The organism is Pseudomonas edaphica (assembly GCF_005863185.1).
GTDB lineage: Bacteria > Pseudomonadota > Gammaproteobacteria > Pseudomonadales > Pseudomonadaceae > Aquipseudomonas > Aquipseudomonas edaphica.
This window is the reverse complement of record NZ_VBVZ01000832.1, coordinates 1-2,168: the sequence shown is the minus strand read 5'-3', so window position 1 is coordinate 2,168 and position 2,168 is coordinate 1. Positions and strand designations below refer to the sequence as shown.

3 protein-coding genes are annotated in these 2,168 nt (G+C 58.7%); 1 reads left to right on the top strand and 2 read right to left on the bottom strand.

Annotation, left to right across the window (positions count from 1 at the left end):
• Positions 1–349: 349 nt before the first annotated feature.
• Positions 350–1,285 carry a LysR family transcriptional regulator gene (locus FEM54_RS31045; RefSeq protein ID WP_017137366.1) on the top strand — a complete coding sequence of 312 codons (936 nt, stop codon included), beginning with the start codon at positions 350–352 and terminating at the stop codon, positions 1,283–1,285.
• A gap of 3 nt (positions 1,286–1,288) precedes the next feature.
• Here the strand turns inward: FEM54_RS31045 and FEM54_RS31040 are convergent, their stop codons facing one another.
• Complete coding sequence (locus tag FEM54_RS31040; RefSeq protein ID WP_099548650.1) at positions 1,289–1,651, bottom strand: 5-carboxymethyl-2-hydroxymuconate Delta-isomerase; 363 nt, start codon at positions 1,649–1,651, stop codon at positions 1,289–1,291.
• A 68-nt stretch (positions 1,652–1,719) separates the two neighbouring features.
• Positions 1,720–2,168: low temperature requirement protein A (locus FEM54_RS31035; RefSeq protein WP_138454120.1), on the bottom strand; the 449-nt coding region annotated here is incomplete at its 5' end.

Here is a 2,168-nt window from a genome sequence, read left to right as displayed (position 1 = left end):
TGATCGTTCCCACGCTCCGCGTGGGAATGCCTCAATGGACGCTCCGCGTCCGCTCTTGGGACGCGGAGCGTCCTGGGCTGCGTTCCCACGCGGAGCGTGGGAACGATCAGTCATCTTCAGCCCGCAACCCCCTCGACCTGCTGTGGCCTGGTGGTCACTGTGCTGATCGTCACACGCTTGAACCCAAAGCATTACAGCCGACATATTCACTGACGTCGTGTTGCCAACATTTTATGTCCCACACCAAACATAGAAACGCCCTACAGCGCTTTCTATTGGTACGACCGTTCCGTTAAGCTTTTGCCAGTCTTGTACTGAGTTCGGTACAAAGGGTTTACGGACGAAACCGATGCTAAACAGTAACTTGCTCAGAAAGCTTGATATGCAGGACTTGATGGTGTTTATCGCCGTCTATGACCAGAGCAGCGTTACCGATGTGTCCGAGACGCTGTTCGTCAGTCAGTCAACCGTGAGCTACAGCCTGAAGAAGCTGCGCACCAGTTTTGAGGATGAGCTGTTTATCAACACGCGGGCCGGCATGCGCCCGACGTACAAGGCCACAACCATGTACGAACACGTGCAGAAGATCCTTGAAAGCATCAACCTGTGCCATGCCGGCAGCCAGGCCTTCGACCCGACGCAGCAGGCGGTGACCTTCAATGTCTGTGCCCCGGAATACTTCGAGCAACTGATCCTGCCACGCCTGTTGAAGAACTTCGACCAAGCCGACTTGCCGGTGATCATCAATGTGCAAAAGCTGGAAACCGAACTGCCCGCCGAGGACCTGCGCGAAGGCCGTCTCGACCTGGTGATTTGCTTCGGCCCGCACCTTCACCGTGCCCACAAAGACTTCAAGACCCAGATGCTGCTGGAAGACGATTTAGTGTGTGTGTTTGATAAACGCGCCACGCCGCGCGAGCCGGCCTTCAGCCTGCAATCGTTTGTCGAACGGCGCCACGTGTTCCCCGCGCCCTGGACCTCCGACACCAACATGATCGACGGCTGGCTGGCACGCCAGGCTCACAAGCGCCAGGTGATTGCCCGTGCCAACAGCTACAGTGCCGCCTTGAAGATGATCAGTGGCACCGACTTTATCGTCACCCTGCCCCGTCGCGTGCAAAAGCTGCTGGCCCCGGCCACCGTGTTCGGCCATTGCGAAGCGCCGAACGGGTTACCGGGGTTTACCCTGGATATGCAGTGGAATGAAACCAGTGGCCAGGACAGCGCCAATACCTGGTTTCGCGAGCAGATCGTCAAGGTGTGCGCCGATCAATGCTTGTTGTAACCCTTAGCCGATAGCGACTTTGCTGTAGGAATCACGATCCATGTCCATCAACTGCACACTGAGTTGAACCTGCAGATCGGCCGGCCACTCAGCCGCGTCCTGCAGGGCCGCCAACAAGCTTTCCGACAACTGCTGCTTGACCTGCGGTGAGCGCCCGCTGAGCAGCGAGAGCTTTACCGCAATAAAACCGCGCGGGCTGAGGGAAGTGCCCACCTGGAAGCTCTCGACCTTGATTGCGCGGCTCTTGATATCGAACTCGGAACCGAACTGCCCGGACGCCATCAGCACGTTGTTCAGGCGCAGCAGGGTTTTCTCGACGGCAAGGCCGGTCAGGTTGGCGGTGTATTCCAGGTGCAGGTGCGGCATGAAAAGCTCCGAGTGGGCTTGAAAAGAAACCTACATATAGCATGCAGTTGAACGAAGGCAGACCGATTTCAATGTGAAACTTCGGTCAGCCCCCGCAGCGAACGATTTTCCCAGAACGCCACGATCACCAACACCGCCGTGGTCAACGCGCCCAGCGCCAGCGCCGAAAACATATGCTGCAACCCCAGCGGCAACAGCACCAGCAACATCAGCAGCCCGCCCAGGTGCGAGAGCGGTGGCAACGGCCGGTCACTCATCACCCACTTGAACAACGCACTGCCGAGCAAAAACAAAAACGGCCCGGCAATCATCGCCAGCACGCCCGCCTGGCTGGCATGCCCTGGATGCACCAGCACCAGTTCGTCGGCCACCGCGCTGACGATGATCCCGGCGACGATCAGCACATGCAGATAGGTGTAGGCGATACGCGCCTGGCGGCCGGGGTCGGCGGAGCTGGCAATCCGGTGATGGGCGCGCTCGGCGCCGCTGTCGAAATAGATCCACCACAGCGCAATAC

Bases quoted from the DNA above. Each gene is read 5' to 3' on its own strand.
- FEM54_RS31045 (WP_017137366.1), top strand. From the start codon at position 350: ATGCTAAACAGTAACTTGCTCAGAAAGCTTGATATGCAGGACTTGATG.
- FEM54_RS31040 (WP_099548650.1), bottom strand. From the start codon at position 1,651: ATGCCGCACCTGCACCTGGAATACACCGCCAACCTGACCGGCCTTGCC.